General features: G+C 56.5%; 24 protein-coding genes. 8 read left to right on the top strand and 16 right to left on the bottom strand.

All coding sequences use genetic code 11. The annotated features are described in order from the left end of the window. The coding region (metE, locus tag ACW14G_RS15590; protein WP_455648671.1) for a 5-methyltetrahydropteroyltriglutamate--homocysteine S-methyltransferase at positions 1-1945 on the bottom strand (1945 nt) is incomplete at its 3' end. Positions 1946-2062: 117 nt separating this feature from the next. On the opposite strand from metE, the gene metR reads away from it, so the two are divergent. Then, positions 2063-3016, top strand: coding sequence for an HTH-type transcriptional regulator MetR (gene metR, locus ACW14G_RS15595; protein ID WP_163448184.1), 954 nt, complete (start codon positions 2063-2065; stop codon positions 3014-3016). Here the strand turns inward: metR and ACW14G_RS15600 are convergent. From ACW14G_RS15600 to pldB, 3 genes are all read right to left on the bottom strand, one after another. Next, positions 2904-3803 (bottom strand): carboxylate/amino acid/amine transporter, encoded by a 900-nt coding sequence (locus ACW14G_RS15600; protein ID WP_163448183.1) that lies wholly within the window; start codon positions 3801-3803, stop codon positions 2904-2906. The two genes, metR and ACW14G_RS15600, sit on opposite strands and share 113 nt — an antisense overlap. Before the next feature lie 85 nt (positions 3804-3888). Further along, positions 3889-4689: a sugar/pyridoxal phosphate phosphatase YigL gene (gene yigL, locus ACW14G_RS15605; RefSeq protein ID WP_163448182.1), complete on the bottom strand. Its 801-nt coding sequence runs from the start codon at positions 4687-4689 to the stop codon at positions 3889-3891. Between the two features lie 41 nt (positions 4690-4730). Next, entirely contained in the window at positions 4731-5723 is a 993-nt protein-coding gene (gene pldB / locus ACW14G_RS15610; RefSeq protein ID WP_167577155.1) for a lysophospholipase L2, read from the bottom strand. A 109-nt stretch (positions 5724-5832) separates the two neighbouring features. Between pldB and rhtB the strand changes: the two genes are divergently transcribed. Further along, positions 5833-6453, top strand: coding sequence for a homoserine/homoserine lactone efflux protein (gene rhtB / locus ACW14G_RS15615; protein WP_064546461.1), 621 nt, complete (start codon positions 5833-5835; stop codon positions 6451-6453). A gap of 154 nt (positions 6454-6607) precedes the next feature. Further along, the gene (locus ACW14G_RS15620; RefSeq protein ID WP_419057230.1) at positions 6608-7504 is read left to right on the top strand and encodes an Rpn family recombination-promoting nuclease/putative transposase; all 897 of its coding nucleotides are present in this window, start codon (positions 6608-6610) and stop codon (positions 7502-7504) included. A 47-nt stretch (positions 7505-7551) separates the two neighbouring features. Here the strand turns inward: ACW14G_RS15620 and rhtC are convergent, their stop codons facing one another. The 3 genes from rhtC to pldA all read right to left on the bottom strand — a co-directional run bounded on the left by rhtC (position 7552) and on the right by pldA (position 11071). Further along, positions 7552-8175 (bottom strand): threonine export protein RhtC, encoded by a 624-nt coding sequence (rhtC, locus tag ACW14G_RS15625; RefSeq protein ID WP_065357470.1) that lies wholly within the window; start codon positions 8173-8175, stop codon positions 7552-7554. Between the two features lie 81 nt (positions 8176-8256). Beyond that, positions 8257-10086 (bottom strand): ATP-dependent DNA helicase RecQ, encoded by a 1830-nt coding sequence (recQ, locus tag ACW14G_RS15630; protein ID WP_249022495.1) that lies wholly within the window; start codon positions 10084-10086, stop codon positions 8257-8259. A gap of 118 nt (positions 10087-10204) precedes the next feature. Next, the gene (gene pldA / locus ACW14G_RS15635) at positions 10205-11071 is read right to left on the bottom strand and encodes a phospholipase A (RefSeq protein WP_163448177.1); all 867 of its coding nucleotides are present in this window, start codon (positions 11069-11071) and stop codon (positions 10205-10207) included. Positions 11072-11232: 161 nt separating this feature from the next. On the opposite strand from pldA, the gene yigI reads away from it, so the two are divergent. Together yigI and rarD are read left to right on the top strand one after the other, a co-directional pair. Next, positions 11233-11700, top strand: a complete 468-nt coding sequence (gene yigI / locus ACW14G_RS15640) for an acyl-CoA thioesterase YigI (RefSeq protein WP_106929870.1) — start codon at positions 11233-11235, stop codon at positions 11698-11700. 50 nt (positions 11701-11750) lie between these two features. Next, positions 11751-12644 (top strand): EamA family transporter RarD, encoded by an 894-nt coding sequence (gene rarD, locus ACW14G_RS15645; RefSeq protein ID WP_163448176.1) that lies wholly within the window; start codon positions 11751-11753, stop codon positions 12642-12644. A gap of 42 nt (positions 12645-12686) precedes the next feature. Here the strand turns inward: rarD and corA are convergent, their stop codons facing one another. The 8 genes from corA to lptM all read right to left on the bottom strand — a co-directional run bounded on the left by corA (position 12687) and on the right by lptM (position 19727). Continuing rightward, a complete protein-coding gene (corA, locus tag ACW14G_RS15650) occupies positions 12687-13637 on the bottom strand; it encodes a magnesium/cobalt transporter CorA (RefSeq protein ID WP_064546451.1) in 951 nt (316 codons plus the stop codon). A gap of 152 nt (positions 13638-13789) precedes the next feature. Beyond that, complete coding sequence (gene ysgD / locus ACW14G_RS15655; protein WP_368301982.1) at positions 13790-13846, bottom strand: YsgD/CorL family protein; 57 nt, start codon at positions 13844-13846, stop codon at positions 13790-13792. A gap of 147 nt (positions 13847-13993) precedes the next feature. Next, positions 13994-16156 carry a DNA helicase II gene (gene uvrD / locus ACW14G_RS15660; RefSeq protein ID WP_163448175.1) on the bottom strand — a complete coding sequence of 721 codons (2163 nt, stop codon included), beginning with the start codon at positions 16154-16156 and terminating at the stop codon, positions 13994-13996. 188 nt (positions 16157-16344) lie between these two features. Further along, positions 16345-17061 (bottom strand): 5-amino-6-(5-phospho-D-ribitylamino)uracil phosphatase YigB, encoded by a 717-nt coding sequence (gene yigB / locus ACW14G_RS15665; protein ID WP_249022496.1) that lies wholly within the window; start codon positions 17059-17061, stop codon positions 16345-16347. Beyond that, a complete protein-coding gene (gene xerC, locus ACW14G_RS15670) occupies positions 17061-17966 on the bottom strand; it encodes a tyrosine recombinase XerC (RefSeq protein WP_167577158.1) in 906 nt (301 codons plus the stop codon). Before xerC ends, yigB begins: the two co-directional genes overlap by 1 nt. Continuing rightward, the gene (locus ACW14G_RS15675; RefSeq protein WP_167577159.1) at positions 17963-18670 is read right to left on the bottom strand and encodes a DUF484 domain-containing protein; all 708 of its coding nucleotides are present in this window, start codon (positions 18668-18670) and stop codon (positions 17963-17965) included. The genes xerC and ACW14G_RS15675 overlap by 4 nt, the downstream gene beginning before the upstream one ends. Continuing rightward, positions 18667-19491: a diaminopimelate epimerase gene (gene dapF, locus ACW14G_RS15680; protein WP_064546442.1), complete on the bottom strand. Its 825-nt coding sequence runs from the start codon at positions 19489-19491 to the stop codon at positions 18667-18669. The genes ACW14G_RS15675 and dapF overlap by 4 nt, the downstream gene beginning before the upstream one ends. A gap of 32 nt (positions 19492-19523) precedes the next feature. Then, positions 19524-19727: an LPS translocon maturation chaperone LptM gene (gene lptM / locus ACW14G_RS15685; protein ID WP_163448170.1), complete on the bottom strand. Its 204-nt coding sequence runs from the start codon at positions 19725-19727 to the stop codon at positions 19524-19526. Between the two features lie 139 nt (positions 19728-19866). On the opposite strand from lptM, the gene cyaY reads away from it, so the two are divergent. Beyond that, positions 19867-20187, top strand: coding sequence for an iron donor protein CyaY (gene cyaY, locus ACW14G_RS15690; RefSeq protein WP_163448169.1), 321 nt, complete (start codon positions 19867-19869; stop codon positions 20185-20187). A 43-nt stretch (positions 20188-20230) separates the two neighbouring features. Here the strand turns inward: cyaY and cyaA are convergent, their stop codons facing one another. Continuing rightward, positions 20231-22777 (bottom strand): class I adenylate cyclase, encoded by a 2547-nt coding sequence (gene cyaA, locus ACW14G_RS15695; protein WP_064546437.1) that lies wholly within the window; start codon positions 22775-22777, stop codon positions 20231-20233. Positions 22778-23184: 407 nt separating this feature from the next. Between cyaA and hemC the strand changes: the two genes are divergently transcribed. Continuing rightward, on the top strand, positions 23185-24126 hold the full coding sequence (gene hemC / locus ACW14G_RS15700) for a hydroxymethylbilane synthase (protein WP_223803526.1): 942 nt from the start codon (positions 23185-23187) through the stop codon (positions 24124-24126). Further along, a complete protein-coding gene (gene hemD / locus ACW14G_RS15705; protein WP_223803527.1) occupies positions 24123-24863 on the top strand; it encodes a uroporphyrinogen-III synthase in 741 nt (246 codons plus the stop codon). Before hemC ends, hemD begins: the two co-directional genes overlap by 4 nt. The last annotated feature ends 11 nt before the right edge of the window (positions 24864-24874 follow it).

A 24874-nucleotide genomic window follows, 5' to 3' on the forward strand; every position in this document is an offset into this window, starting at 1 on the left:
CGTTGAACTCGCAGTAACACATGTGGGTGTGGATCTGGGTTTCATCCTTCGCCACCGCCGCGTTAATGCGGAAGGCTTCCACGCCCCACGCCAGATACGCCGCCCAATCACTGCGACGTAGCGGCAGACCTTCGCGCAGCGCCGGTTCGTCAATCTGAATAATACCGATGCCCGCAGCTTCCAGATCCGCCACTTCATCACGCAGCGCCAGCGCAATCTGCTTCGCGATGGTTTCACGCGTCACGTCTTCGCGCGGGAAGGACCAGCAGAGAATGGTCACCGGACCGGTCAGCATGCCTTTTACCGGTTTGTCGGTCAGCGACTGGGCATACTTCGCCCACTCCACGGTGATCGCTTCCGGGCGGCTGACATCGCCAATCACCACCGGCGGCTTCACGCAGCGAGAGCCGTAGCTCTGCACCCAACCGTTTTGGGTAAAGACGAAACCGTCCAGGTGTTCGCCAAAATATTCCACCATGTCGTTACGCTCGGCTTCACCGTGCACCAGCACATCTAGTCCCAGACGTTCCTGTTCAACGATCGCTTGTTTGATATGCTCCGCAATACCGGTGCGATAGTGCGCAGCATCAAGATTGCCCTTTTTGAAGTCCAGACGCAGGCCGCGAATTTCGGTGGTTTGCGGAAATGAGCCGATAGTCGTGGTCGGCCATGCCGGCAGATTAAAACGGGTACGCTGTGCTTCAGCACGAACCGGGTAAGCGTTGGCGCGCTGGCTGTCCTGGGCGGTGATCGCCGCCAGACGTTTTTCCACTGCGGCGTTGTGTACGCGGGTAGAGTGACGACGCGCCTGGATCGGTGCGCTCCATTCCACAATTGCCGCCGTATCGCCGCTGTTCAACGCATCGCGCAGCAGCGCCAGCTCGCCGCATTTTTGCAGCGCGAAGGCAAACCAGCTCTTCACTTCCACATCAAGGCGGGTTTCCACGCTGAGATCGATTGGGCTGTGCAGCAGAGAGCAGGAGGAAGCCACCCACAGGTCACGTTTGCCGACGATATCTTTAATTTGCGCATATTTTTCGCTGAGATCGGCACGCCAGACGTTACGACCGTTCACCAGACCCGCTGACAATAACCAGTCGGCAGGAAGACGTTTATGCAGCTCGGCGACATCATCTTTGCCGTGCACGAAGTCAACGTGCAGCCCCTGCACCGGCAGCGCGGTAATGGTATCCAGGTTTGGCGTTACGCCTTCGAAGTAGGTGGTCAGTAGCAGCTTCACCTGGCCTTGCAGGGCGTCATAAGCCGGTTTAAAAGCATCCAGCCACGCTTGCGGCAGCTCCAGTACCAGAGCAGGTTCATCAATCTGCACCCACTCAATACCGCGTTTCGCCAGCTCGGCCAGCACCTGCTGGTAAACCGGCAGAATATCGTTCAACAGGCTCAGGCGGTCAAACTGTTCACCCTTCACTTTCCCCAACCACAGATAAGTTACCGGCCCCAGCAGCACAGGCTTGACCTTGTGACCGAGCGCCAGCGCTTCGTCCACTTCATCCAGCAGTTGGGTCCAGGTCAGTTTGAACTGCTGACCTTTGGTGAACTCCGGCACCATGTAGTGATAGTTGGTGTTAAACCATTTGGTCATTTCTGCCGCCGCCGCGGGTTCACCCGTGGGTGCGCGGCCACGGCCAATGCGGAATAAGGTATCGATATCGACAGAGCCATCTTTATTTTGATGACGAGCCGGAACGTTGCCGAGCAGCAGGCTGGTGGTTAGCACGTGATCATACCAGGCGAAATCGCCCACCGGCAGCAGGTCAACGCCCGCCTGCTTCTGCTGATCCCAGTGGCGGGCACGCAGCTCGCGGCCTACAGCCAGCAGTTCTTCACGGGAGGCGTTACCCGCCCAGTAGCTTTCTTGCGCTTTTTTTAGCTCGCGACGCAGGCCAACGCGAGGAAAACCGAGGGTGTGGTTCAGGATAGTCATCATATGCCTCTCATGGATTTTTTGTGTTTTAGCCGTCCAGATGTTTACACATCCATAATGTGAATGTACTGTATAATCCTCAAGCGCAAATTGTTCATGCCGAAGTGAAGGACTTTCATGATTGAAATTAAACATCTGAAAACGCTCCAGGCGTTGCGGAGCTGCGGGTCGCTCGCAGCAGCAGCGGCGACGTTGCATCAGACGCAATCCGCCCTCTCCCACCAGTTCAGCGATCTGGAGCAGCGCCTCGGCTTTCGACTTTTTGTCCGCAAGAGCCAGCCACTGCGCTTTACGCCGCAGGGCGAGATTCTGCTGCAACTGGCCAATCAGGTGTTGCCACAAATTACCCAGGCGCTTCAGGCCTGTAACGAACCGCAGCAGGCAACGCTGCGCATCGCCATTGAGTGCCATAGCTGTATTCAATGGCTGACGCCCGCGCTGGAAAACTTCCATAAGCAGTGGCCACAGGTGGAGATGGACTTTAAGTCCGGCGTCACCTTCGACCCACAGCCGGCGCTACAACAAAGCGAACTGGATATCGTGCTGACCTCCGACATCCTGCCGCGTAGCGGTCTGCACTATTCACCGATGTTTGATTATGAAGTGCGCCTGATTCTGGCGCCGGATCACCCATTAGCGGCCAAAGCACGCATTACGCCAGAAGATTTGGCGGCAGAAACGCTGTTGATTTATCCGGTACAGCGTCAGCGTCTGGATATCTGGCGTCATTTCCTCCAGCCAGCAGGTATTAGCCCACAGCTGAAAAGCGTGGATAACACGTTACTGCTGATTCAGATGGTGGCCGCGCGGATGGGCATTGCCGCCCTGCCGCACTGGGTGGTGGAGAGTTTTGAGCGCCAGGGTCTGGTGGTGACCAAAACCCTGGGCGAAGGTCTATGGAGCCGACTGTACGCCGCCGTGCGCGATGGCGAGCAGCGTCAGCCGGTGATGGATGCGTTTATTCGTTCAGCGCGGAACCACGCTTGCGATCATCTGCCGTTTGTGAAGAACGCGGAGCGACCCAGTGCCGATGCACCCACAGCGAGGCCAGGATCACAGCCGCACCTGTGAGGAAGCTCGGCCAGTGAGGCTGTTGGTGCCAGATTGCCAGGTTAACCAGCAGCCCCGCAGGCACATGCATATTGTTCATAATCCCTAAGGTGCCCGCATCCACCTGTGTGGCGCCGTAGTTCCACATAAAGTAACCAATCCCCGACGCAACGACGCCCAGGAATACCAGAATTCCCCACTGCGGCAGGGTTTGCGGCATTTTCTGCGCGTTGCCGAGCAGCATCCAGGCCACCGCCGCGACCAGAAACGCCCCGAGATAAAACCAGGCAAAGGCGTTATGCTGCGGCATCGGTCGGGTCTCCATCAGGCGTTTATAGCCCACCATACCGATGGCAAAGACGATGTTCGATAACTGCACCAGAATCAGACCGGTCCAGAAGTGGCTGGTGATGTGGTCGTAACGAATAATGCCCGCGCCGATCACCGCCAGCAGTGCGCTAAAAGCGTAGCTCCAGCGCAGACGGCGTCCACTCATCAGGTCATAAATCAGCGTGATATAGAGCGGCGTCAGCACGGTAAACAGCAGCAGCTCGGAGACCGTCAGATAGAGATAGGCATGGAAGCTCAGCATGTACATGATGCCCAGCTGCATCGCCCCCACCAGCATATATAGCCCGACGGTTTTCAGGCTGTGTCCGCGCGTACGCAGGAACGGCAGGAACACCAGCGCCGCCAGGCCCACGCGCACCAGCACCGCAAAATAGCTGTCCACATGCCCGGCAAGGTATTCGCCGTAAAAGCTGAACGAAAAGGCCCACAGAATCGTGGTAATAATCAGGAGCGCCACAATGAATGTCCGATTGGAAAATGAACATGCATTGTAGCGGAGTTGGAGGTTGACAACTGGCCACTAAATAGCCAGCCGTCAATTTTTATCGCAGGTACATATCGCGCAGGTAGTGCGGTACCGCATCATCGGCGTTTGACCCGATCACTTCGAGGTCCGGATGCAGATCCTTCAGACGCTGGTGCGCGCCGGCCATGATGCAGCCTTTACCCGCCATCGACAGCATTTCGGCATCATTCATGCCATCGCCAAAGGCGATACAGTCTTTCAGCGTATAGCCCATCGCCTTCGCCACCGCTTCCAGCGCGTGACCTTTCGACACGCCTCCCGCCATCACTTCCAGACAGGTCAGCGTCGAGAAGCTCACGTTTACGCGATCGCCCCAACGGGCGTTGATCGCCTGCTCCAGCGGCAGCAGCGTTTCGTGGTCGTTACAGGTGAAGAACACCTTGCTCACACCTTCCGGTTCCAGCAGACCCGGTTCATACAGGGTGTAGTTGAATACCGCTTCTTTGAAGAAACGCATCTCTTCCGGACGATGGCGGTTCATAAACCATTCGTCATCACGATAGACATTAGTCACGATATCCGGGTTGGCATTGACGATGCCGAAGAGATCGGCCGCGATATCGCGATCGAGGTTGTGAGCGAAGACCTGCTTGCCGTCGGCATCGTGCACGCGCGCGCCGTTGGAGGTAATCATGTAGGATTTGATCCCCAGATTATCGCGAATCTGGCCGACGTCAATGTAGTGACGGCCAGTAGCGAACACGAAGTTCAGGCCACGCTCGGTCAGTAGCTTCAAGGTCTCTTTAGCGTACGGCGTTAAGTGGTGGTCAGGAGAGAGTAAGGTGCCATCTAAATCAGATGCGACTACCTGGTACATATTCGAATTTAACCTCTAAAAAGTGCGGCGCTGGCGCCGAATTAAGGGTGTCGACCAAAAAAATCGACGATGGCATTGAGTGCTACTGAGCGCATAGCGTCCTTTTCAAAAAGGATCTCATGATAGGCGCCTTCGATGACCAGCGGTTTACCGCCCTCACAAGGGTGGCCCGCCTCCGCGCGAAGGGCGCAGTAACGATCGTGCATGCGGTTATCCACCACGCGTTCTTCTTCTGCCTGAATCAGCAGCACAGGAAACGCGTCGTTTGCGGCGTCGGCAAGGATCTGTTCTCCTGCCAGAATGCCTTCTCTGACCCAGTGGTACGTCGGCCCGCCCACACGCAGCCGGGGTTCATCGGCGTAAAAACGCACGTTGCGACGATAACGTTCGCGGCTATGGGTCAATACGTTAAGGCTAAACGGCAGCGCGTGCCATCGGCCTGTTCCCATTGCATACCCTTCACGAAGACGCTGATGGCCCTCAGCCCAATCGAGAAGCGGCCGCACAACCCATTCTGGCAGACGCATGATAATACCGAACATCGGCGCACAAAGCGCGAGAGCATCACAGCCCTGCGGATTGCGCTGTAAAAACTGCGTCGCAATCGCCCCTCCCATGGAATGGGCGAGAATAAACCGCTGACGCCAACGCCCCTGCACAATCTCTTGCTGCCAGAAGGCGGCAAGATCGTCGACGTAGTCGCTGAATTTCGCCACGTGGCCACGATGGGTGTCGGACAACATACGCCCGGAACGCCCCTGGCCGCGGTGGTCGATAATCAGGACATCAAAACCGCTGTGGAAAAGATCGTATGCCAGTTCAGCATACTTCACGTAGCTTTCAATTCGCCCCGGGCAAACCACGATAACCCGGTCATGCGCGGGCAGGCTGAAACGTACGAATCGTACCGGAACGCGATCGACGCCGACAAACTCCGCCTCTTCCCGTCCACGCCAGAAGTCCATCAACGGGCCGGTGGTAAACGCAGCAAACGCGTTTTCTCTTGTATTCCAATCCTTTTGCTGTTGAAACATCGGGCTTCCACCCCTGTTAACCGCTGAAAATTGTTTTTTCGTGACGTCTCACACAACGTCTGGACAATAGCGTATTGTGGCATAAAAACAGACAATCAGGGAGTTTCTCATGACCTTCGAATGGTGGTTCGCCTACCTGCTAACATCCATAATTCTTAGCCTCTCACCGGGCTCAGGGGCGATCAATACGATGACCACCTCCATCAACCACGGCTACCGTGGCGCAGCGGCATCAATTGCCGGGTTGCAGGCCGGGTTGGCTATCCATATCGTGTTGGTAGGTATCGGTCTGGGCACCCTGTTCTCCCGCTCGGTGCTGGCCTTTGAAGTACTGAAATGGGCGGGCGCGGCATATCTTATCTGGCTGGGTATCCAGCAGTGGCGCGCGGCAGGCTCTATTGACCTGAAAACGCTGGCCAAAACGCAATCGCGCGGCAAGCTGTTCCAGCGCGCGGTGTTCGTTAACCTGACCAACCCAAAAAGCATTGTGTTCCTGGCTGCGCTGTTCCCCCAGTTTATCGTGCCGCACCAGCCGCAGGTGATGCAGTACCTCGTCCTTGGGGTCACCACCATCGTGGTCGACATCATTGTGATGATTGGCTACGCCACGCTGGCGCAGCGCATTTCAGCATGGATTAAAGGGCCGAAACAAATGAAGGCGCTGAATAAGGTGTTCGGTTCGCTGTTTATGCTGGTTGGCGCGCTGCTGGCTTCGGCAAGACATGCGTGAAAGCCGCTCGCAGTTTTTTGTCATCAACGTTGCCAGCCGACAAATTGGCACGAGGCCGCACGCATAGCCGAAAACGGTTTTAGATCTCCGCTATTGGCGCGGACGCGTCAGTGCCAGAATGCCGCCAGACCTTCTCATTCAAGGATGACGAACGATGGCGGAAGCTGCCTCACCGCATGATGCGGTCTTCAAAACGTTTCTTTCCCGCGTGGAAACCGCGCGGGATTTTATCGAAATTCACCTACCGCCAGCGCTGATAAAACTGTGCAAACTGGAGACGCTGCGCTTAGAGTCAGGAAGTTTTATTGAAGACGACCTGCGTCCTTACTTCAACGATATTCTCTATTCCCTGCAAACCACAACCGGGCGCGGCTATATCCATGTTCTTATCGAGCACCAGAGCTCGCCGGACAAACATATGGCTTTTCGCTTGCTACGCTACGCCGTAGCGGCGATGCAGCAGCATCTCAATGCAGGTCATAAGAAACTACCGTTGGTCATCCCTATTCTGTTCTATCACGGCAAGCGCAGCCCCTATCCCTGGACGCTGAACTGGCTGGATGAATTTCACGCTCCGAATGCGGCGCGCCAGCTTTACAGCCATGCTTTTCCACTCGTCGATATCACCACCATTCCTGACGAAGAAATTATGCAACATCGCAGTATGGCCGCGCTTATGCTAGTCCAAAAGCATATCCGTCTCCGGGACATGGCGCAGTTGGAGGATAAACTCGCCAGTTTGTTCGTATCAGGACTGTTGAGCGGACAACAAATAATCGTCCTGGTAAACTACATGGTGCGGGCGGGACAAGCTCGAAACGTTCAGAAACTATTGTATGGGCTGGCACAGCGCGTGCCGGAGCATGGAGATAAATTCATGACCATGGCAGAAGAGTTGAAGCTGATTGGACGAAAGGAAGGTATTCAGGAAGGTAAATTTGCCGCCATGCAGGATGTTGCAAAAGCAATGCTAGCTAAAGGTCTAGACAATAGCATGATCATGGAAATTACCGGCCTTTCAGCCGATGAACTACAGCAGCTTAGCCGCTGAAATAATGCAGCCCACCCGGCAACACGTCGTCGAGTGGGCCAACATGGTTAGCGCGAAATAATCAAATGAATGCCAAACCCGGCAAACAATGTCCCTGCCACGCCGTCTATCCACTTCGCCGCGCGCTGATAGCCGCGACGCATCGCCGGCAGCGCAAACAGGCTGGCAACCACGGTGAACCACGCCAGCGTTTCCAGGATAATTAACAGGAAAATGCCCCAGCGAGCCCCGGCACCGACGCTGTCGCCGACGAACAGTGAGAACACCGAGCCAAAGTAGATAATCGCTTTCGGATTCGCCAGGTTGGTCAGCAGCCCCTTCATAAAGCTGCGTCCACCCTGCGCCAGTTCAACCTGCGGTTCGGATTCCGTCGATGCTTTCTCTTTCTTCAACGCCCCGCGCAGCATTTGGTAGCCCATCCAGCACAGATACAGGCCGCCCCCGACCATGATAATGGTATGCAGCCACGCCATCTTCTCGATAATTAAATGCAGGCCAAGCAGCGCCACGCCCGCCCAGACCATAACGCCGCAGGTAATCCCCAGCACGCCCATCATCGCCTCTTTACGCGAGCGGCTGACAGCAGTCTGCGAGACAAAAAAGAAGTCTGGACCCGGGCTCATCAACGCAATGATGTGCACCAGCGCCACGGTAAGAAATAGCGTTATCATGATAGACCTACCCAACGGGACGATAAATTCGCGGAAAATAGTACAGTGAGTGACTATCCTGACACTTTTTCCGTCAACTGACTACTCTTCATCGTCACCATCAACGTGAGCGCGAATCAGCGCCAGGAACTCGCGGCCAAAACGCTCAAGCTTACGCGTTCCCACGCCGTTGACGCTGAGCATATCGCTCGGCGAAACCGGCATCTGCTCGGCCATTTCAATCAAGGTCGCATCGTTAAAGACAACGTACGGTGGGATATTTTCTTCATCGGCAATGGCTTTACGCAGCTTGCGCAGCTTGGCGAACAGATGCTTGTCATAGTTGCCGACCGCCGCTTTCTGCATCACGCGCGGCTTCAGCGCCACAATACGCGGCACGGCAAGCTGCAGCGGCGCTTCACCGCGCAGCACCGGGCGCGCGGCATCCGTGAGCTGGAGAGCTGAGTGTTGGGCGATATTTTGCGTGACAAAGCCTAAGTGGATCAGCTGGCGAATGACGCTAACCCAATGCTCATGGCTTTTATCACGCCCCATCCCGTAGACCTTCAGCTTATCGTGGCCGAACTCGCGGATACGCTGACTGTTCGCGCCGCGAATCACCTCCACCACGTAGCCCATGCCAAAGCGCTGGTTCACCCGGCCAATGGTCGACAGCGCAATCTGCGCATCCTGCACGCCGTCGTACTGCTTTGGCGGGTCGAGGCAGATATCGCAGTTGCCGCACGGCTCCTGACGCCCTTCGCCGAAGTAATTCAGCAGCACCAGACGACGGCAGGTTTGCGCTTCGGCAAAGGCCCCCATCGCATTAAGCTTATGCCGCTCGATATCCTGCAGCATGCCTTCTGGCTTTTCTTCCAGACAGCGGCGCAGCCATGCCATATCCGCCGGATCGTAAAACAGCATCGCCTCCGCAGGCAGACCATCACGCCCGGCGCGGCCAGTCTCCTGATAGTAGGATTCGATGTTGCGAGGAATATCAAAGTGCACCACAAAGCGCACGTTAGGCTTGTTGATGCCCATACCAAACGCGACGGTCGCGACCACGATTTGCAGGTCATCGCGCTGGAATTTCTCCTGCACGTCAGCGCGCACGTCATTGTCCAGCCCGGCATGATAGGCTCCGGCGCTAATTCCCCGGCTTTGCAGACGCGCGGCGGTGTCCTCCACCTTCGAGCGGCTATTACAGTAGATAATGCCGGATTTACCGCGCTGCTCCTGCACATAGCGCATCAGCTGGTCGAGCGGCTTAAACTTCTCCATCAGCATGTAGCGAATGTTAGGCCGGTCAAAGCTACTGATTTGAATCAGGGGATCGTTAAGCCCCAGCAGACGCACGATATCGCTGCGGGTGGTGTCGTCGGCGGTGGCAGTCAGCGCCATAAATGGCAGCGCCGGGAAGCGCTGGCGCAGGTGTCCGAGGGCGGCGTATTCCGGCCGGAAGTCGTGTCCCCACTGCGAAATACAGTGCGCTTCATCGACCGCCAGCATCACCGGGTTCCAGTGTGCCAGATGTTCAAGGAAATTATCCAGCATCAGGCGTTCGGGGGCGATATAGAGCAGGCGAATCTGTCCGGTGCGGCAGCCAGCCATCACCTCTTGCTGCTGTTCACGAGTCTGCGTGGAGTTAATACACGCTGCCGCCACGCCGTTTGCCAGCAGCTGATCGACCTGGTCTTTCATCAGCGAGATCAGCGGTGAAACCACCACCGTCAGGCCGTCCATTACCAGCGCAGGAATCTGATAACAAAGGGATTTTCCGCCGCCAGTCGGCATCACGACCAGGCAGTCGCGTCCGCTGAGCACGGTATCGATGATGGTCTCCTGGCCCGGGCGGAATTGCTGATAGCCAAAGGTCTCCTGCAAAACCTGTTTAGCCAGCGATTCCTGATTGATAACTTCCGCCTGTGCCACGTTGACCCCATTTACCTGAAAATAAAAACAGGCGCTATTTTCAGCGCCTGCGTGCCAAACTGCAATGTTTTAGACGAAATCCTTCGGTCATGCTCGCAACAAACCGTCGGATACCCTGTTAAAACAGGTCGTTAAGCATCACACCCACCCCAACGCGGGTTTGGTTGAAGTTGTAATCAATAAGCGATTCACCGTAGCCGCTGTAGACCTGAGTATAGACGCGCACATGTTTACTGATGGGGTAGCTGACGCCCAGCTCCGCGCCGCCGTAGCCGGTGTTCCAGTTGTACTGGCCTTGCGCGCTCAGCACCGCATCACCCAGCTGATAACCAATTTTCAGCCGGTAGTATCCCATATATTTGGTGATGTCCGGATTATCGTCGGTTTCGCCGATCACATACCAAGGTTTGACTTCCACCAACCAGTTGCCGTTTTGCGCCATCAGTCGCGTATACAGGCGATTCCAACTGCGCGAAGTCGGGTCAGAGCGGCCATTCGAGTCATGGTTAAAACCGAACTCTACGTCTCGCAGCGTCCAGCCGGCAAAGCGATAGTCGGTGGCAAAGCCGAGGAACATCTGCGGCTCGTAGTTAGTTTCGCGGAACGGCGCAGATTCGCCGCTGTTAGAAAGCTGCCACCAGGAGCGCTGCGTGTAGGACGCCGCCAGCACCGAGTTATCTCCCAGGATGCCGCGCCACAGCGGGAAAGCCAGGCTCAGCTGAAACTTCACCTCGTCCTTACGCGCGTTCTCAGCCCAGTCGTAGGAGCGAATCGCCTCTTTATTGAGGTCGCTGGTCCAGGTATACAGCAGATAGTTGCTTTCATAAGGGTAGAGCGTGAACGGATTGTCATGCTCCTGCAGCAGGTTGGCAATAATACTGCCACGCACCGCCGGCACATCATGTACTTCCTTAATCGTCGCTTCCTGCGCCAGCGCCGAGGCAGGCAGCAGCAACGCCAGTAACCCACTCCTTGAGAATCGCATCAGTCACTTTCCCCTGAGATATATAAAAACAATGAATAACAAAATGACATTCATTCTACCTTTTTACGTTGTTCTTGCTCATCAAACCTTTCCGAAAGTAGAAATCAACATTCATTCGGCATAAAATCAACATTTTATTAACAAGCAAAAGTAAGGTCATTATGTCTGCCGAACTCACCGCCGCCGACGCGCTCAAGCTGGTTGGGGAAATCTTTGTCTACCATATGCCGTTTAACCGCGCGCTGAATCTGGAGCTGGAAGTCTACGAAAAAGCCTTTGCGCAGCTGAGCTTTAACAATCAACCGATGATGGTAGGAAACTGGGCGCAAAGCATTCTGCACGGCGGTGTGATCGCCTCAGCGCTGGACGTTGCCGCCGGGCTGGTGTGCGTAGGCAGCACGTTGACGCGTCACGACACCATTAATGAAGACGAGCTGCGCCAGCGGCTGTCGAAAATGGGCACCATCGATCTGCGCGTCGACTATCTGCGTCCGGGTCGCGGCACGCGCTTTACCGCCAGCAGTACGCTGCTGCGCGCCGGGAACAAGGTTGCCGTGGCGCGCGTTGAGCTACACAACGAAGAGAAAACGCATATTGCCAGCGCGACGGCGACTTATATGGTGGGATAACCGCCAGAATCGCGTAACATTACATGACTTTTTCGTAATGGATGTTTCACATGGATCCCAAACAAACGCGTCAGGGCGTACTTCTCGCTCTTGCCGCCTATTTCATCTGGGGCATCGCTCCAGCCTACTTCAAGCTGATTTACTACGTCCCTGCCGATGAGATCCTGACCCACCGCGTCATCTGGTCGTTTTTCTTTATGGTGGCCTTGATTAGCATCAGTCGCCAATGGCCGCAGGTGCGCACACTGCTGAAAACCCCGAAAAAGGTCTTTCTGCTGGCGCTGTCGGCGGTGCTGATCGGCGGTAACTGGCTGCTGTTTATCTGGTCGGTGAACAACCACCACATGCTGGAAGCCAGCCTCGGTTATTTCATTAACCCGCTGGTGAATATTCTGCTGGGAATGATTTTCCTCGGCGAGCGCTTCCGCCGCATGCAGTGGCTGGCGGTGATTCTGGCTATCTGTGGCGTGCTGGTACAGTTGTGGACCTTCGGCTCGCTGCCGATCATCGCGCTAGGCCTGGCGTTCAGTTTCGCCTTCTACGGCCTGGTACGTAAGAAAATTGCCGTCGATGCGCAAACCGGGATGCTGTTCGAAACGCTCTGGCTGCTGCCGGTGGCGGCCATTTATCTGTTCGGCATCGCCGACAGCGCCACCAGCCACATGGGTAACAACCCGTGGTCGTTGAATCTGCTGCTGATTGCCGCTGGCGTGGTGACCACCATTCCGTTGCTGTGCTTTACCGGTGCGGCTACACGTCTGCGCCTTTCCACGCTGGGCTTTTTCCAGTACATCGGTCCAACGCTGATGTTCCTGCTGGCGGTGATGTTCTACGGTGAGGTACCGGGAGCGGATAAGATGGTGACCTTTGCCTTTATCTGGGTGGCGCTGGCGATTTTCGTGATGGATGCGATTTATACGCAGAGACGCGGTCGTCGAGGTTAAAGAAGTGGCCGGAGGGCGGCGACGCCTTCTCCGGCACAACCATTACAGCCAGTTCTTACGCTTAAAGTACAGATACGGCGCAAGCCCTGCCAGAATCATAAAGATAATTGCCCCTGGGTAGCCAAAGCTCCACTTCAACTCCGGCATAAACTCAAAGTTCATCCCATAGCTCGAAGCCACTAGCGTTGGCGGCAGGAACACCACGGACACCACCGAGAAGATCTTGATGATGCGGTTCTGCTCGATGTTGATAAAGCCCATCGCCGCTTGCATCAGGAAGTTAACCTTCTGGAATAGCGATTCGTTGTGTGGCAACAGGGATTCGATATCTCGCAGGATTTCGCGCGCTTGCTCCAGCTGGCTGGCCGGTAAACGCGCCTTGCGCACGAGGAAGTTCAGTGCGCGCTGGGTATCCATCAGACACAAACGAACCTTCCAGCCGATATCTTCCAGCTCGGCCAGCGTGGACAGCGCTTCGTCGTACTCGTCACCCTGGTGACCTTCCATAATCACGCGGCTCAGCTTTTCCAGGTCGCTATAGATGTTTTCAATTTCATCCGCCAGCTGTTCGATTTTGGTTTCGAACAGGTCCAGCAACAGCTCGTAGGCGTTGCCATCGACCATCGCCTGGTTACGTGCGCGCATACGATACAGGCGGAACGCCGGCAGCTCGCGCTCGCGCAGGGTAAACAGTCGCCCTTCGCGGATGGTGAATGCGACGGTGGAGTTACCGGCGTGATCGTCCGCATCTTCGTAAAAGAAGAAGGAGTGAATATGCAGGCCGTCTTCGTCTTCAAAAAAACGTGCGGATGCTTCGATGTCTTCCAGTTCGGGGCGCGTGGCCAGGTTCTGGCCCAAATCCTTTTGCACACGGTTTCGTTCGTCGTCATCCGGCTCGACTAAATCGACCCACACCGAGCTGGCGAGGTGTTCGATTTCGTCCGCTTCCAGACGCGTTAAACGATTATTTTCCAGTTGAAATGCGCTCAGCATGACCGGGACTCCCAATGCAAAAAATTATCGGACAGCCGGTGGGCACACAGAAACTACAGGGGTTTCAGACCATTAAACAGCCTGACTCAATGCGACGGGATAAAATACGGGTCGCTGACAACCGCTAAGGCTATCAGCATATGAGGATAGCCTTAGGAGTTGTTCCTGAATGACAGGAAGGTGAGCCAGCATCTACTGGGTGTGTCCAAGGCTTTGTCCTCTTAGCGTAATCGTGCGCGCATGTTACGCCAGCAAAAAAACGGCGTCAACACGCAACGAAACGCTAACCAGGATTAATTACCTTCTCTTCCGTAAGGCTAGCAGATCGTTACAAAATAATGATATTTTTCTGAAAGTTATACAGTTTCCAGCCTGGCGTAGGCCGCCACCAGCCATTTAATTCCCTGCCCCTGGAACGCGACCTGCAAACGGCTGTGTTCACCGCTGCCTTCCAGGTTGACGATGGTGCCCTCGCCAAACTTGGCGTGGCGCACGCGCTGGCCAAGTTTGTAGCCAGTATCATTCTCGGCCATCGGCGTCCCCATCCGCTGATGGCTCACCGGACGGCTGACGGTCGCGCGCAGACGCACCTCTTCCACGCAGGCTTCCGGCAGTTCGCCGATGAAACGCGACGGGCGATGATAAACCTCTTTACCATACAGACGGCGGGTTTCGGCATAGGTTAGCGTCAGCTTCTGCATCGCACGGGTGACGCCAACGTAGGCCAGGCGGCGCTCTTCTTCCAGACGGCCGCCTTCATCCAGCGACATCTGGCTTGGGAACATCCCCTCTTCCATCCCGACGATAAACACCTGCGGGAACTCCAGACCTTTGGCCGAGTGCAGGGTCATCAGCTGTACCGCATCCTGCCAGGTATCGGCCTGACCTTCCCCGGCTTCCAGCGCCGCATGAGACAAAAACGCCTGCAGCGGCATTAAATCTTCGTCTTCTTCGTTGTAGCTGAACTGGCGCGTTGCCGTCACCAGTTCATCCAGGTTTTCGATACGCGTCTGGCCCTTTTCGCCTTTTTCCTGCTCGTACATCATGCGCAGGCCGGAATCTTTGACCACCCGATCGGTCTGCACGTGCAGCGGCATATCGGCCGTTTCCTGCGCCAGCGCGTCAATCAGCTCCATAAAGCGCTGTAAAGCGCTCGCAGCGCGGCCTGCCAGCGCTTTCTCTTGCAGCAGCTCGCGGCAGGCCTGCCACAAGGTTAGTTGGCGATCGCGCGAGGTCTGGCGCACCACGTCCAGCGTACGGTCGCCAATGCCGCGGGTTGGCGTATTCACCACACGTTCGAATGCCGCGTCATCATTGCGGTTGGCAATCAGGCGCAGGTACGAGAGCGCATCTTTGATTTCCTGACGTTCGAAGAAGCGCATCCCGCCATAAATGCGGTACGGCATGCTGGCTTGCAGCAAGGCCTCTTCCAGCACGCGCGACTGGGCGTTGCTGCGATAGAGAATGGCACACTGGTCCAGCGCGCCGCCGTTGTCCTGCCAGGTTTTAATACGGTTGACCACGAAGCGGGCTTCGTCGAGTTCGTTGAACGCGCAGTAGAGCGAGATCGGCTCGCCGTCGGCGCCGTCGGTCCACAGCTTTTTACCCAGACGCCCGTTGTTGTTTTCAATCAGGGCGTTCGCCGCGCTCAGAATGTTGCTGGTCGAACGGTAGTTCTGCTCCAGGCGGATGGTTTCGGCACCGGGGAAATCGTTGAGGAAGCGCTGGATGTTCTCCACCTGCGCCCCACGCCAGCCGTAGATCGACTGGTCATCGTCGCCAACGATCATGACCTTACCGGTGTCGCCCGCCAGCAGGCGGATCCAGGCGTACTGAATGTTGTTGGTATCCTGGAATTCGTCCACCAGGATATTGGTAAAGCGTTCGCGGTAGTGCTGGAGGATGTGCGGCTTATTGAGCCACAGCTCGTGGGCGCGCAGCAGCAGTTCAGCGAAATCCACTAGTCCCGCGCGGTCGCACGCTTCCTGATAGGCCTGATAGACCTTCTGCCAGGTCTGTTCGACCGGGTTGCCGTAGCTTTGCAGATGGTGTGGACGCAGCCCTTCGTCTTTCTGGCTGTTGATAAACCACATCGCCTGGCGCGGCGGCCACTGTTTTTCATCAAGGTTCATCGCCTTAATCAGGCGTTTGAGCAGGCGCAGCTGATCTTCGCTATCGAGAATCTGGAAATCCTGCGGCAACCCGGCGTCCAGGTGATGCGCACGCAGCAGACGGTGCGCCAGCCCGTGGAAGGTGCCAACCCACATGCCGCCCTGCGAGGTGCCCATCAGTTCGGCAATACGGTGGCGCATCTCCGCCGCCGCTTTGTTGGTGAAGGTCACCGCCATAATCGAGTACGGCGAGCAGTTCTCGACGCTTTGCAGCCAGGCGATGCGGTGCACCAGTACGCGCGTCTTACCGCTGCCTGCCCCGGCGAGCACCAGCATGTTGGTTCGCTCCGCCGCGACGGCTTCGCGCTGTTTATCGTTGAGGCTGTCGAGCAGGTAAGAAACGTCCATTGGCACCGCCGGAATCAACAGGGCTCAGTAATACACTAAGCAATTCGAGTTGCAGGAAGGCGGCAAGGGAGTTCATCCCCAGGAGCGTACTTCAGTACGTGACTGGGGTGAACGAGTGCAGCCAACGCATCTGCAACTTGAAGTGCGACGTGTATGAGCCCCTGGGAATTTATACAGAGTTATGACGATTATATCAGCGAGGTCAGAGATGCCAACCGGGAAATCTCAATGTGCGGCAACAAACGGCTGTCGGCGGTTTGCATCAGATCGGCGTTTTCCGGCTTGATCCAGCAGGCCTGCATCCCGCAGCGCACGGCGCCCGCGACATCGGTGGTCAGGTCATCACCCACGTGCAAAATCTCGCCGAGCGGTACGTTGAGCTTTTCTGCCGCCAGGTGATACATATCGGCAAACGGCTTAGAACGCCCGTCCGGCCCGGCGCGGAGCACAAACTCAAAGTAGTCGCTCAGACCAAATAGTTCTGGCTGTGCGTTACCGTTGGTAATCGCCACCAGCGGCCACTTTTCGCCCAGCTTTTTCAGGGTATCGTGGGTTTCCTGCGGTACGTCAACCCGGCTACGCCAGTGGGCGAAGTTGGCCATCGCCGCATCGGCACCGGCTTTCGCTTCCTGGGCCGTTAACCCCAACTGCCGCATACCGGACTCCAGCGCGCGCCAGCGCCATTCGGTGACGTCGTGGTAAATCTCCGGCTCGGTCTTCAGCAACGCATCGCGCCACTGTTGAAGCGTGTGGGCGTCAAAATTGGCCAGCGCCGGGTGATAGCCGCGCACAAAATTCAGCGACTCCTGCATCGTGCGGTCAATCACCGGGCGGTTATCGTAAAGGGTATCGTCAAGGTCAAAGGTCAACGCGGCAATCGTGCCCAGTGGTCGATAAAAACGCATTATTTCTCCCGTTTGGCGCGCGGATGCGCCGCATCGTACACCGAAGCAAGGTGTTGAAAATCAAGATGGGTATAGATTTGGGTGGTCGAGAGGTTGGCGTGCCCCAACAGTTCCTGCACACCGCGCAAATCGCCGCTCGACTCAAGCATATGAGTGGCGAACGAATGGCGCAGTTTATGGGGATGGACGTGGCTGTTCAGCCCCTGCTTCACACCCCATTCGGCAAAACGTTTTTGTACGTTGCGGGCCGAAATACGCTTGCCGAGCTTTGAGAGGAACAGCGCGTCTTCGTCGCCGCCAAACAGCCCGCGCAGGTCGAGCCAATGTTCGATCCACGCGACAGCGTTGCGGCCAATCGGCAACCGGCGCTCTTTGCTGCCCTTGCCCATGACCCAGACTTCGCCGGTGTCGAGATCCAGATGTTTGATATCCAGATTGACCAGCTCGGACAGACGCAGACCCGCGCCGTACATCACTTCCAGCATCGCGCGGTCGCGCACCGCCAGCGGGTCGTTAAGGTCAATATCCAGCAGGCGGTTAACGTCGTCGACGTCGATATTTTTCGGCAGGTGGCGCGGCGCTTTTGGCGCGGCAATACCTTTCGCCGGGTTAGCCGGTAGCACGCCCTGGCTGACCATCCAGTCAAAGAAGCTGCGTAAGGCTGACAGGCGCAACGCCAGGCTTGCCGCTCCCAGCCCCTTACGACGGCTGCGGGTGGCGAAGCTACGCACCATCGCAGCATCACATTGTTGCCAATTCTGCAGGCCCATACCTTCGGCCAGTTCAATAATGGCATCAAGCTGACGCTGATAGTTCAGGAGGGTAATGGGGCTTAGCTGCCGCTCAACGCCCAGATAGCGCAGGAAACGGGTAACGTCTTGCCCCAATGCGATATCGCCGGTCATTCGCGTTCAATCCATCGTTCCAACAGGCCGGGCAGCATCAAGGCGATCTCCTGCAACAGCTGCGTTCCCTGTCCAGGCTGATAGTGGTGCGGGTCACGACTGCTGAAGAGAATCACCCCGAGGTCGCCATCGCTGCCCATCATCGACATGGCTACCGAGCCTACTGCTTTCGCCTCCGGCAATACCAGCAGCAGTTCCGGACCATTGAGGGTACCCAGATAGTGGTTTGACTGGCCTAAGCGTTGGATACGCAGCGGCTCGAACGCCTGACGAGAGAGCACCAGGTCGGTGTGTTTAGAGGGAGCGCCAAGCCGCCAGCGGTCGGAGAACAGACGTATTGACGCCCCCGCCAGCCCCAGCTCACGCGCCCAGCGGTGAAAACGCAGCAGCAGATCGTCGAGGCTTTCGGCACACGCCAGCCGGTTTTGCAGATGCAGCAAGCGATAGAACAGACCTTCGTTGGCCGTCGCCTGCTCCATCAGCTGGCTCATATTCTCTTCGAGCATCGCGATATAGTTGCGCGAGCGCGCCATATGCCACTCGACCAGCGAGACCATGCCCCGCACCGGGTGCGGGACGCGCATCTGCTCGACGGCAGCGGCATTACGAATAAAGAATTCAGGATGTTGCAACAGATAGTCTACCACCGCGCCGTCATTCAGCGCGGTGATGGCGTCCTGCTGTTCTTCCCCAACCTGTTTCATAGATGAATAAATCCGTCATAGACATGTGCCGCCGGGCCAGTCATAAACAACGGTTGGCCCGGGCCTTTCCAGGCGATATCAAGACGCCCGCCCGGCAATTCCACGCGCACTTCTTCCGCCAGCAACCCCTGCTGAATACCGACAGCAACCGCCGCACACGCACCGCTTCCACAGGCCTGCGTCTCACCCGCGCCGCGTTCGTAAACGCGCAGGCGGATGTGATCGCGTTTCACGACCTGCATAAAACCAATGTTAGCGCGTTCTGGAAAACGTTCATGGCTTTCCATCACCGGGCCCAGCGTTTCAACGGCCGCCGTATCGACGTCGTCGACCTGAATCACGCAGTGCGGGTTCCCCATTGAAACCACACCGCACAATACTGTCTGCTCGGCCGCACGCATAATATAGGTCTTTTCCGCTTTGTTGGCGCGGAACGGGACCTGCGAGGGCTCAAAGTTCGGCTCGCCCATATTGACGCGTACCAGGTCATCTTCCGTGACGCTTAATACCATACGGCCGTTAGCCGTACTGACGCGAATATCACGTTTATTGGTCAGGCCTTTCAGGCGCACAAAGCGGGCAAAGCAGCGCGCGCCGTTGCCGCACTGAGAAACTTCGCTGCCGTCGGCGTTGAAAATGCGGTAGTGGAAATCAAGGTCCGGATCGTAAGGCGGCTCGACAACCAGAAGTTGATCAAAACCCACGCCCAGATGCCGGTCCGCCAGTCGGCGGATCAGCTCAGGCGAAAAAAACACATTCTGCGTTACCGCGTCGACGACCATAAAATCGTTGCCGAGGCCATGCATTTTAGAGAACTGCATCTTCTACTCCAGTTGCGCGGTACAGAACGGAATCAGTAGTTAACCTGCGTCGGGCCGCCGTCGTCGCCACGATCGTTACGGTCCGGCGATGCGCTCTGCACAGGCGGCGTCACGGGTTTGGTCGGCGGTGCCGCCGTCTTATCAGCCGGAGGGAAATAGAGCGGGCCCTTCAGGCCGCAGCCTGCAAGGCTAAACAGTGCAAGTAACAAAGCCAGCGGTCGAAAAATCTTATTCATTCTTAAGATGCCTGTAGTTCAATGCTTTCTATTTTCTATCATCGCAGGAGAAGGCGCAAAAGCAAGCGTTAAGCGCCTGACTGCAACGTGATTTGTTTCACGCTATACTGCCGCTATCACTAAATAGCGGGATAAAACAATGAACGACAGTGAATTTCATCGCCTTGCCGACACTCTGTGGTTAGCCATCGAAGAACGTCTGGACGACTGGGATGGCGACAGCGATATCGACTGTGAAATCAACGGCGGTGTGTTGACCATCAGCTTTGAAAACGGCAGTAAAATCATTATTAACCGTCAGGAGCCGTTGCACCAGGTGTGGCTGGCGACCAAACAGGGCGGCTATCACTTTGACCTGAAAGGCGACGAGTGGGTTTGCGATCGCAGCGGCGAAACGTTCTGGGATCTGTTGGAACAGGCGGCGACGCAGCAGGCGGGTGAGGAAGTAAGCTTCCGCTAAGACTGATTGCCGGATAAGGCGAAACCGCCATCCGGCATCATAGTTAAGAGAAGTACTGCTGTAACAGCGGCGCGTTATTGTTGTCGTGATTCGACGGCGGCGGCACAATCGCCTGGCTGCGGAACGGAATCACCTGCGCACGGCCGTCAACCTTCACAATCTGATAGAACTGCGGCAGGTTGAAGTTGATAAAGCTTGAGCCGTAGGTGAAGCGATCGTGCGACGAGGAATAGAAGCGGCTGACGTCGCGCACCAGCTCCTCTTTGCTGCCTTCACAGTGGTGATACACCTCTGCGCGGTTACTCTCGTCAAGAATATAGATATTAAAGCCCTGATCTTCCCCCGACTCCTCGAAGAAGAACTGGATAATCCCTTCGCTGGCAAAACCATCGACCACCGGCGGCAATTCCACATGGTTGGTCTCAACCTGCACCGACAGACCGTGCAGCTTGTTATGCGAAATCGCGCCGTAAAACTCGATGGCGTTTTCCAGCTTCTGTACCGACACGTTCAGACGCTCAAAGAACAGGCCCCAGGTTTGCCCGGAGACACGCAGCGCTTTGAAGCGGCCGGTTTCCTGACGGGTACTGGAAAGGCGCAGTTCAATGCACTCGGAAACCAGCTGCTGCACGCGGGTACGAATCAAGCCGCGCAGGTGCTGGCTGTAGCAGAACACTTCGACGCTGTCCGGCGGCGCGGCGTCCTGGTGCATTTTACCGAGGATAGTTTTCAGCGCTTCAATCATCGCCTGCTCGCCGTTGAAGTGCAGCGTACGCACTTCGTTCCACGAGTTGCGATAAAGCAGGTCAACGCTGCCAACCAGGCATTTTTGGTCTTCACCGAAGCTGAAAGTATCCAGCTTACGGAAATCGAAGTGCACCACCTGATTGCGGAAGGCTGCCGTCGGGTCGTATTCGAGGTTGACGATAATCGCCAGATGGCGAATTTCACACGGGCTGTACAACGCTTTCGGCGTTGGCGCAGGCAGGCGCAGCGGGAAGTGGTGCGATACGTCAGCAACCATCTCCTGCAGTTTCGCCAGGTCGACAATGCCATTGCCCTTAATAAACAGGCGCGTGCGTGAAGTCAGCAGGCCGTTAAACCAGGCCCAGGCCACCAGCTTGTTGAGATAGCGGTTATATTCCAGCGGCTGATGGCTGATGATGGATTCCATGTTCGGGGCGCGGTTGTAAAGATACCAACCTGTACGGTTGGCGCGTCCCGGCGGAACATAAATAAAGGTCAGATTCGGTTCGGACAGGTCCGGGGAGATCTGCGGGTTCACCAGCGTCACTTTGCCCGGCAGCGCTTCAAACGCCGCGTACAGCTTACGCGTCAGCACGCCGATATCCTGCGGGCTGGCGGAAACGCTGAGGTTGTTACGACGGGCGAAGCGGATCAGGTTGCGGTAGCTCTGCATCATCGCGTCGAGCAGTTCGTTGTGTGCTTCACGGACCTGGTCGATTTTCCAGTTGGCGCGGTTATCGAGCATCGCCAGACGCTCTTCACTCCAGCCCCACTCTTTCACCAGTTGCCCAACCACTTCGCGACGCCAGCCAACGCAAGCGCGTTCACGGCTGAGCTTTTCGCACACTTTCAGGTAGAAGCAGCGACGCACAAGGTCGAGACGGGTTTCGTCGTCGATGGCCTTCAGGTATTCGGTCACGCGTTCCAGCATCATGCAGTAGGCATCAAGACCGAAAGAGACGATCTCGCCATCATGCAGGCGCTGTTTAATGTCCTTCGCCAGCAGGCGCGTGTTGGGATACTCCCACGAGTAGGCTTCCAGCAGCAGGGTTTTCAACACCGCTTTGTACGGCGAGTCGATACTCTTATACAGCTGCCACAGGCTGGCACCAAAGTACTCTTCGGCGGAGAGCGAACTCAATCCACCGAGGTCAAGCCATTCATTCGGCGTCAGCACGCCCTGGGCGTAGAGCGTCATCACGTAGTCATCGTAATGATCTTCTTCTTCGCACGGCACCATATTCCACAGAATACGTTTGCCCGCCAGGCGCACCGCCGTACGATAAAATTCGTCGAGCAGTAAAATGTGCTGCGTTGAACCGCAGTCTTCCCCACCGAGGCTGCCGCTTTCGTTATGACGGAAACGGTTTTCGTCGATCAGGAAGAAGCTGACTTCCACGCCCAGCGATGCCGCCCAGCTTTCCAGCAGGCTGCATTTGCGCTGTAACAATTGGCGTTCATCATTGTCGAGCCACGACTGGTGACAGACCCAGATATCCAGATCGGAGGAACAGCTCTGGCCAACGGACGAGGTGCTGCCCATGGTGTAAACGCCGGTAATCGGCAGTTCGCCCTTGGCAGTGCTCTGCGGCGGCATGCCGCGATGCAGCTCGAGTTCGTCGAGGTAATGGCGTTGGGTTTCATCAGGCGTGTAGAGGCAGATGCCCTTGGGAACGTTACCGTCAAGGTAACCCGGCATCAGCGGATGATGATAATGTAATAATGTCGGCAGTAGACTGTATACCTGCTGGAAAGCAGGGCCCATGGCTGCAAGCGCGCGATCCACGCGCAGTTGGTTGATGGCATCCAGTCTCTGTTTTAGCGTCTCAATATAGAGGTACAAGACATATCGCCTGATGTTCAAAACCTCGACGTATCCTGTTCAAGCGGTACGGAGGTTTTAATATTTCAACAAGAAGAACCGTTACCGTTTTTCGTCCGCCGTTGTCATTATCGAATTCTGGACAAAAAATGGTTTAAAACGTGATCAATTTAACACCTTGCCGGTTGACCGTAAAGAATGTTGCACTACAACAAGTGTAGCATTGAATGCTGCTGTAAACCCCGGCATACGATCAAGACAGTGCCAGTAATGAACGGTAAACACAACCCCGTTTATGCTTGTCTCCGTTTAGGCTGAAGGCACGTTTCCTGCATCGCGAATTGTTCAGGGTATGAATCCCTGAAAACTAACATCATTAAGGCAACAATGTTAGGATGGACAACGGACGATAGATGACGGTAACAAGCATGTTAGACAAAGTTTTGAGAATTGCCACACGTCAGAGCCCGCTCGCGCTCTGGCAAGCGCACTATGTAAAAGAACGCCTGGAGGCCTGCCATCCTGGGCTGACGGTGACGCTTGTCCCGATGGTCACGCGCGGTGATGTGATCCTTGATACGCCGCTGGCCAAAGTGGGCGGCAAGGGGCTTTTTGTCAAAGAACTGGAGCTGGCACTGCTTGAAAATCGCGCGGATATCGCCGTGCATTCGATGAAAGATGTGCCAGTGGAATTCCCTGAAGGGCTGGGGCTGGTGACAATCTGCGAGCGCGACGACCCACGTGACGCCTTCGTCTCGAACCATTACGCCAGCATGGATGACCTCCCGGCAGGCAGCGTCGTCGGCACTTCCAGTCTGCGTCGCCAGTGCCAGTTGGCCAAACGCCGCCCGGACCTGGTGATTCGTTCGCTGCGCGGCAACGTCGGCACGCGGCTGAGCAAACTCGACAACGGCGACTACGATGCGATCATCCTCGCCGTTGCCGGCCTTAAACGTCTGGAACTGGATGCCCGCATCCGCCAGCCGATGTCGCCGGAAGAGTCGCTCCCGGCCGTTGGCCAGGGCGCCGTCGGCATTGAGTGCCGCCTCGACGATGAACAAACGCGTGCGCTGCTGGCGCCGTTGAATCATGACGACACTGCTGTCCGCGTGCGCGCCGAACGGGCGATGAACACGCGGCTGGAAGGCGGCTGTCAGGTGCCTATCGGCAGCTATGCGGAACTCATTGATGGAGAACTCTGGCTGCGCGCGCTGGTTGGCGCGCCGGACGGCAGTCAAATGGTTTGCGGCGAGCGTCGCGGCCTGCCGGAAGAGGCCGAGAAAATGGGCATTGCGCTGGCTGAAGAGCTGCTCGATAACGGCGCACGAGAAATTCTTGCCGCGGTCTACGACGGAGACGCCTCAGTATGACCATTCTGGTTACCCGCCCCGCCCCGCAAAGTGAAGCGCTCGTTAGCCGTTTGCGCGCGCTGGGGCGAGTAGCCTGGAGTTTCCCGCTGATTGAATTCACCCCCGGTCGCGAACTTAATACGCTCGGCCAAGCGCTTGGCGCGCTGGACGATGGGGATTTAGCGTTCGCGTTGTCGCAGCATGCGGTGAGCTTTGCCCAATCGCAGTTACAGCAGCAGCGCCTTTGCTGGCCGACGGCTCCCCGCTATTTTGCCATTGGTCGCACTACGGCGCTGGCTCTGCATCAGGTCAGCGGAGCCGACGTACGCTACCCTTTAGATCGGGAAATCAGCGAAGTATTGCTACAATTACCTGAATTACAAAATATTGCGGGAAAGAAGGCGCTTATTCTGCGCGGCAACGGTGGCCGTGAGCTGCTCGCGGAAACGCTTACCGCCCGTGGCGCCGACGTGACGCTGTGTGAATGCTATCAGCGCAGCGCCATTCACTACGATGGCGCGGAAGAAGCCATGCGCTGGCAGTCACGAGGCGTCTCGACGATTGTGGTCACCAGCGGCGAAATGCTGCAACAGCTTTGGACGCTGATTCCCCTCTGGTACCGGGAGAGCTGGTTGCTCAAGTGTCGGTTACTGGTGGTGAGTGAGCGCATTGCAAAACTGGCCCGGGAGATGGGCTGGCAGGAAATTCAGGTTGCCGATAGCGCAGACAACGATGCGCTGCTGCGCGCATTACAATAACTCTCAAAATT

The sequence above is a fragment of the Kluyvera sp. genome, from assembly GCF_965301105.1.